This window comes from Bacteroides caecigallinarum (assembly GCF_021531075.1).
GTDB classification, from domain to species: Bacteria; Bacteroidota; Bacteroidia; order Bacteroidales; family Bacteroidaceae; genus Phocaeicola; species Phocaeicola caecigallinarum_B.
The window spans coordinates 64,539-71,871 of sequence record NZ_JADYTJ010000012.1; the positions used below are offsets into that span (position 1 = coordinate 64,539).

Annotated in this window: 5 protein-coding genes and 1 tRNA gene; 5 read left to right on the forward strand and 1 reads right to left on the reverse strand. The window is 37.6% G+C overall.

Annotated features, from left to right (window positions below; translation table 11 throughout):
- The first annotated feature begins 62 nt into the window (after window positions 1-62).
- The 4 genes from I6E11_RS05325 to I6E11_RS05340 all read left to right on the forward strand — a co-directional run bounded on the left by I6E11_RS05325 (window position 63) and on the right by I6E11_RS05340 (window position 4,744).
- A complete protein-coding gene (locus tag I6E11_RS05325) occupies window positions 63-2,696 on the forward strand; it encodes a DNA gyrase/topoisomerase IV subunit A (RefSeq protein ID WP_235336823.1) in 2,634 nt (877 codons plus the stop codon).
- A gap of 4 nt (window positions 2,697-2,700) precedes the next feature.
- A complete protein-coding gene (locus I6E11_RS05330) occupies window positions 2,701-3,549 on the forward strand; it encodes a DUF3316 domain-containing protein (protein ID WP_394800104.1) in 849 nt (282 codons plus the stop codon).
- Between the two features lie 17 nt (window positions 3,550-3,566).
- Window positions 3,567-4,598, forward strand: coding sequence for a S41 family peptidase (locus I6E11_RS05335; protein WP_394800105.1), 1,032 nt, complete (start codon window positions 3,567-3,569; stop codon window positions 4,596-4,598).
- A 64-nt stretch (window positions 4,599-4,662) separates the two neighbouring features.
- Window positions 4,663-4,744: transfer RNA gene (locus tag I6E11_RS05340), tRNA-Leu, on the forward strand.
- Here I6E11_RS05340 and I6E11_RS05345 read toward each other — a convergent pair.
- A complete protein-coding gene (locus I6E11_RS05345; RefSeq protein ID WP_235336824.1) occupies window positions 4,736-6,244 on the reverse strand; it encodes a recombinase family protein in 1,509 nt (502 codons plus the stop codon). The genes I6E11_RS05340 and I6E11_RS05345 overlap by 9 nt on opposite strands.
- A gap of 791 nt (window positions 6,245-7,035) precedes the next feature.
- On the opposite strand from I6E11_RS05345, the gene I6E11_RS05350 reads away from it, so the two are divergent.
- Window positions 7,036-7,333: hypothetical protein (locus I6E11_RS05350; RefSeq protein WP_235336825.1), on the forward strand; the 298-nt coding region annotated here is incomplete at its 3' end.

Below are 7,333 nucleotides of genomic sequence, written 5' to 3' on the forward strand. Positions count from 1 at the left end.
GTATATCCTCTTTTTTTCTTAAATTTGCAAAGACTGTTTTATTCTTGATTAAAATACTAAAAATGAGCGAAGATACATTTGATAAAGAGAACGAACTACAGGGGGGTGAAGGTCATTCCGATTATAAACCGGCTGATACGTCGAATGATGCTGTGAGGCATCAGCTGAGCGGTATGTATCAGAACTGGTTTCTTGACTATGCATCGTATGTAATACTTGAAAGAGCCGTACCGCATATCAATGACGGACTTAAGCCTGTGCAGAGACGAATTCTGCACTCTATGAAGCGTCTGGACGACGGGAGGTACAATAAGGTTGCAAATATCGTAGGTCATACCATGCAGTTTCATCCACATGGTGATGCTTCAATTGGTGATGCGCTGGTACAGCTGGGGCAAAAGGAACTTCTTATTGACTGCCAGGGAAACTGGGGTAATATCCTTACAGGTGACAGTGCGGCTGCTCCACGTTATATCGAGGCTCGTTTGTCTAAATTCGCTCTAGATGTGGTTTTCAACCCGAAAACTACTCAGTGGCAGTCGTCATACGATGGACGAAACAGGGAACCTATCACTTTGCCCGTGAAATTTCCTTTACTTTTAGCGCAAGGTGTAGAAGGTATTGCCGTAGGTCTGTCATCAAAAATTCTTCCACACAATTTCAATGAGTTGTGCGATGCTGCCATAGCTTATCTTAAAGGTGAAACTTTCCAGCTTTATCCTGATTTCCAGACTGGTGGCTCGATAGATGTGTCTAGATACAACGATGGAGAACGTGGCGGGGTAGTACGCGTAAGGGCAAAGATTTCCAAACTTGATAATAAGACTCTGTGTATCAGTGAAATTCCATACGGAAAAACTACATCTTCGCTTATAGATTCTATCCTTAAGGCCGTAGAAAAAGGGAAAATCAAGGTCAAGAAGGTAGAAGATAATACAGCCGGAAAGGTTGAGATTCTTGTTCATCTGGCTCCGGGTGTTTCGTCGGACAAGACACTTGATGCCCTGTATGCATTCACGGATTGCGAAGTGAATATATCTCCAAACTGCTGTGTGATAGACAATAAGAAACCGCATTTTCTCTCTGTGAGCGATGTGCTTAAGAAATCTACAGACAATACTCTGGATTTGCTCCGACAGGAACTTAACATCGAACGCGAGGAAAAGCTGGAAGCTCTACATTTTTCTTCACTGGAGAAGATATTCATTGAAGAACGTATATATAAGGATGCCAAGTTCGAACAGGCTGAAAATATGGATGCGGCATGCGAACATATTGACGACCGTCTTACTCCGTTCTATCCTAAAATGGTACGCGAAGTGACTAAGGAGGATATATTGAAGTTGATGGAGATAAAGATGGCACGTATCCTGAAGTTCAATAAGGATAAGGCCGATGAACTTATAGCACGTCTGAAAGGTGAAATAGAAGAAATAGACAATCATCTTGCTCATATCACAGATTATACCATCAACTGGTACGAGGGACTGAAGGCCAAATATGGCAAGAACTTTGAACGTAAAACCGAAATCAGAAACTTCGATGTTATTGTGGCTACCAAGGTGGCGGAAGCAAACGAAAAACTTTATATCAATCGTGAGGAAGGTTTCATAGGTACCGGGCTGAAAAAGGATGAATACGTGTGCAACTGTTCCGATATAGACGATGTTATAATATTCTATAAGGACGGTAAGTATAAGATAGTAAGAATAAGCGACAAGCTTTTCGTGGGTAAGAATATTCTGTATGTGAATGTTTTCAAGAAGAATGACAAACGTACGATATACAATGTGATATACCGCGATGGTAAGGATGGGGCGTATTTTATAAAACGTTTCAATGTCACCTCTATGATACGTGACCGTGAGTATGATGTCACTCAAGGTAATCCGGGGTCGAAGATAATGTATTTCACTGCCAATCCTAACGGTGAGGCTGAAGTGGTGAAAGTTGCTCTCAGACCAAACCCAAGAATAAAGAAACTGATTCTGGAACGTGATTTCAGTGAGATATCCATAAAGGGACGTCAGTCTATGGGAAACCTGCTTACTCGTCTGGAGGTTCATAAGATAAGTCTCAAGCATAAGGGTGGGTCTACTCTTGGAGGCAGAAAAGTATGGTTCGACTATGACGTGCTTCGTCTTAATTATGACGGACGCGGTGAATACTTGGGAGAATTCCAAAGTGAAGACTGCATATTGGTGGTACATAAAAATGGAGAATTCTATACCACTGATTTTGACTTGAACAATCATTATGATTCGGATATAATGATCTTGGAGAAATATGATCCGGATAAGGTATGGACTGCCGTGCTTTATGATGCCGACCAGCAGAATTACCCATATCTGAAGAGATTCTGTTTCGAACAAAGTTCTAAACGACAGAATTTCCTTGGTGAGAACAAACAGAATGAATTGTTGCTTCTTACTTCGGAAACATATCCGAGAGTGAATGTTGTATTTGGAGGTCACGACAGTTTCAGAGAGCCGCTGATAGTAGATGCCGAAGAATTTGTAGGAGTGAAGAGTTTCAAGGCCAAGGGTAAACGTCTTACCACTTTCTCTGTGGATAAGATAGAAGAACTGGAACCTATAATAAGAGAAGAACCCGAAGTGCAACCTGAAGCGGTTGAAGAGGAGAATAATGAAGAAGAAACAGTGAACGAAGATGACGGTCAGATGAAGTTATTCTAATATTATGTGTAGATTATATATATCAGCCTTGCTTATGCTATTGATGTCTTGTGTCAGAGTGTTGGCACAAGATTCGCTGTCGCATGATAAGTATCTCGTACGTTCTGTAATGATTGGTGTGGGAAAATCAAATGTATACGATACATATCTTTCACCGTTGGAATATTGCGGACCGGAGTTGAGATTCATGCATGAAAGTATGCGCATGACAAGGCTAATGGATGGGCATGTTTCTGCACAGCGCATAGTGCAGGTCAATGCGTCAAGCACTGACAATATTTCAAAATCGTCAAAATCATATTCCGGAATGTTTAACTGGACATATGCATTGCATTATCAATATAATGTGGATGATAGACTGAAAATATTGTTTGGTCCGATGCTGGATCTTAATGGGGGATTTATTTATAATACCCGTAATTCGAATAATCCTGCTCAGGCAAAAGTTTACGGCAGTATTGATGTTTCTGCGATGGCTATATATAAACTCAGAATAGCCGGTTATCCTATGACTTTCAGGTATCAGGCTAATCTCCCTTTTATGGGAGTGATGTTTTCGCCGGAGTATGGGCAGTCTTATTACGAAATATTTTCATTAGGACATGGTGGAAAAAATGTGTTGTTTACATCATGTCATAATGCTCCTTCGTTGCGCCAGATGCTTACTGTAGATTTCCCTCTAGGCAAGACTATAATGCGTGCCGGTTATCTGTGCGATATACAGCAGGCAAGGGTCAACAATCTGAAGAGCCATCTTTACTCGCATAATTTCATGATAGGCTTTGTTCGTAACTTCCAAATGCTGAGAGGAAAAAATAAGATAAGTCTTCCGGAAAAAGTTAGTCCGTTTTGATTAAATGATTTTTTGATATGAAACATAAGAATAACTCTTTATATGCAATATTGCTTTGTTTATCCTTGGCTGTGATGTCCTTATCCTGCATCCGAGAAGATGTTTCCGGTAATACTCCTCAGGCAAACTTTGAGTCGTTGTGGAGGATAATAGATGAACAATATTGTTTTCTTGACTATAAGAATGAAGCATATGGTTTGGACTGGGATGAAGTGTATTCAAGATATTCAAAGCGTATAACTTCAAATATGTCAAACTATAATCTGTTTGAAGTATTGTCGGAAATGGTCAACGAACTGCGTGACGGACATGTAAATTTAAGTAGCGGATACGGTACTTCGCAGTATAGAGAGTGGTTTGATGCTTATCCGCGTAACTTCAGCGATAGTATTCAGAGTAATTATTTAGGGAAAGATTATGTAATAACTTCTGGATTGACTTATCAGATTCTAGAAAATAATATAGGTTACGTGTACTGTTCCAGTTTCTCAGATGGAATAGGGGATGGAAATCTTGATTATATGCTGAAAGAAATGGAACTTTGTGATGGTCTGATAATTGATGTAAGAAACAACGGAGGTGGAAATCTGACTACAGCGCAGAAACTGGCTGCAAGATTTACAAATGAAAAGATACTTGTCGGCTATATGTCGCACAAAATGGGACCGGGACATGATGATTTTTCAAAACCGGAACCTGTATATGTTGAACCCTCGAATGGGGTACGTTGGCAAAGAAAGGCTGTAGTCCTGGCAAACAGACGTTCATATAGCTCAACTAACGATTTTGTAAATTGTATGAAGAATATGCCGTTAGTGACAATCATGGGAGATAAAACAGGAGGCGGTTCCGGTCTGCCATTCTCGTCAGAGATTCCAAACGGATGGTCAATAAGATTTTCTGCGGCTCCAATGTATGATGCTGAAATGAATCAAATAGAGTTTGGCATCGAACCGGATATTAAAGTTGATATGACAGAAGAGGATATTTTACGCGGAAAGGATACGATAATTGAGGAAGCATGTACTTTCTTGAAAAAAAATCAGTGAAATGTTTGCAGGAGTAAAAAAAATGCGTACCTTTGCATCGCAAATGAGAAATAAAGCTTCTCACGCGCCTGTGGCGTAATTGGTAGCCGCGCCAGACTTAGGATCTGGTGTCGTGAGACGTGTAGGTTCGAGTCCTATCAGGCGCACAAATTGTCTTTAGAGGAATTTCCAAAAGGATTTTCCTCTTTTTTGTTCTTGTAATCTCCTGAAATTCTGCGTATAACTGAAAGTGCTGCATTTTCATTAAAGGTTCGATAATTGTCTTTTTCCTTATCCCATAAAATACCTTGTGGAAATAGTAAGTTTTGGAGCTTTTGAGCTGTCTCTAAATCTGCATTTCTCCAAAAACTGCCTAAGTGACAGCACATTGCAAGTATATCATTTACACGGTTGTCAAGGTTCGATAAATCTTTATCAAACTTGGATAGCTCAAGGGTAATATTTGCTAAATCTGATTGTAGAGCCTCAACGGTCATTGAATAAATTTCATCATCTATTTCTCCCATACCATACCTTATTTTGCATTTCTTTAATTTACTCTCTTTTTCGCTTTTCTGCTTTTTTAACAGTGAAATGCTTTGCATGCGTTCATCTTGCTCTGAATTTATCATTTTGGAGATAATTTTTCTCATTATTCCAATAAATTTTTGTGGTATATCATAACTCTCTAATAGTTCTTCATATTTACTGTGCATTTTTTTAGCTGATACATTTGTTTTGCATCCTATACAATTACATTTATAGTAATTGATATTCTTTTTCTTTACCGTATATGCTGTAAAAGGTGTATGGTCTTTGGAACATAATACATGACGCTTTAGAGGGAACTGTGTAGCTTCTTTTTTGTGCTTGTAAACACCTGTACGCCCACTTAGTATTTCTTGTACCTTCAAAAAATCTGAATAACTAACTATGGGCGGCTGATTGCCGTCTATTATTTCATAGTTTAACATTTTATGCTTTATTTTTCCTGCGTAAAATACATTAGTCAGGATGTGGTGCAACTTTTGTTTTGAAAGAATTAAACCAAAAGGACGTAATTTTTCTATTATTTGGCAATTAGCCATACCTTGTAGTTTCCATTGGAAGGCTTTTCTGATTAATTGCCCATCCGAATTAATGGTAAAGGTTCTGTTTATGCTTTTCCCTTCCTTATCATAACCGATTGGTACAGCCCCACAATATACTCCACTTTTCAAGCAATTTTTACGCCCACTTGTGAATTTGTCAGTACGGTTTGCGTTATCCCATTCTGCAAAGCATAGCTTCATTTGCAACATCAGTTTTTGGCTGTGGTCAGCAGTATTTAGCCCTGTTGTAGCCTCAATAATGGTTACTCCTATATTCAATAAATCATTAAACATATTAATACCTTGTCCTGCATTTCTTGAAAACCTATCTATTACAGATACTATAACATATTTGATATTACGTTTAGTCTTGATTGCAGATATCATTTTCTTTATAAATATACCTGGTGTTTTAGCTGATTCGTGTTTTCCACCAAAATAGCCGTCCTTAACTATATTGTAACCATTAGATTGGGCATATTCAGTGCAACATAGTCGTTGTGATTCTAAGCTACCACCGTTCTTTTCTTGTTCTTTTGTTGATACACGTGTCCAAATTATACAATTCTTTTCCATAAAATTACTTATTATAAAATTCAATTACAATTTCCGCAAGTGATTTGAAATAATCAATTATCACGGTACTGTCTTCTTTGTTGAGGCTGTATTGTGTAAATAGCTCTTCATAATATTCCTCTATCATTAAATTAAATAATATATTCCGTACAATGACGGTTATTTGTTTTTCGCCTCTTGGATATTTTAATATACAAGACTTCTGTTCGGCATGGATTAACGTAAAACCATTGTCTCTTAAGGACTTATAATCTTTTTTGCAAATATACTACTGCAAATTATTGAATGCAAGTCAAGAAAGCCCCGACTATTATTCTGTCCAATATGTAATGCGTTGATAATCAACAATGATATATCTTGATTAAGATTAAGCATTTTTTAAGACCGATTTTTTATATATATTTAACGGAGACTTATATGTATCTAATTGACTATTACCATTTTCTTTTTGTTTTTCTTGTAAAAGAGAAAAAAGTATTAATTTTGTAGTGTTAATTAAAAAATAATATTGCCTATGGTATAGATGTAGTTATAAGACATATAATATAAAGAGCGTTAGCTTGTATCTTGTGGATTTCCAAAAATCGCCAATTTAACAGAAATCAACCAAAGATGACAAGGTAATGCCTGCGTCCTCATCGGCGTGGGCTTTTACTGTTGTATATGGTTGATTGGGTGTTTGGCGATACCTTGGAAGTCGGTACAGCGTAAAGTCCACGCTTTTTATGTTGTCTCCCTTCGCATTGGACTTATTTCTATTGTTTTTAATAATTAATAAAGTCAAAATCATTATGGATAATAGTACTATTATTGCTATTGCAATATCAGCGTTTATAATAATTTCGGGTGCACTTCTTTGGTATCTGAACAGAGAAAGACAACGTGTTTTCAAAAAGTATGGCAAACCAACACTTGAGATTGATTTTGGAAGGACCTTTTTTTATAATAATTTGGAATTGGCTATAATCAATGGTCAGGAGTTCAAGTATAGTGAAATAGAAAATTATGAGGTGTACAAACATTCGGAAGTGGTTGACGGTGAGGTCAAACATAACTATGAGATTAATATAATACTTGATAATGTAGAAT

What these genes read in the sequence shown, in the direction of transcription:
- I6E11_RS05325 (WP_235336823.1), top strand. Translation starts at nt 63, where the DNA reads ATGAGCGAAGATACATTTGATAAAGAGAACGAACTACAGGGGGGTGAA.
- I6E11_RS05330 (WP_394800104.1), top strand. Translation starts at nt 2,701, where the DNA reads ATGTGTAGATTATATATATCAGCCTTGCTTATGCTATTGATGTCTTGT.
- I6E11_RS05335 (WP_394800105.1), top strand. Translation starts at nt 3,567, where the DNA reads ATGAAACATAAGAATAACTCTTTATATGCAATATTGCTTTGTTTATCC.
- I6E11_RS05345 (WP_235336824.1), bottom strand. Translation starts at nt 6,244, where the DNA reads ATGGAAAAGAATTGTATAATTTGGACACGTGTATCAACAAAAGAACAA.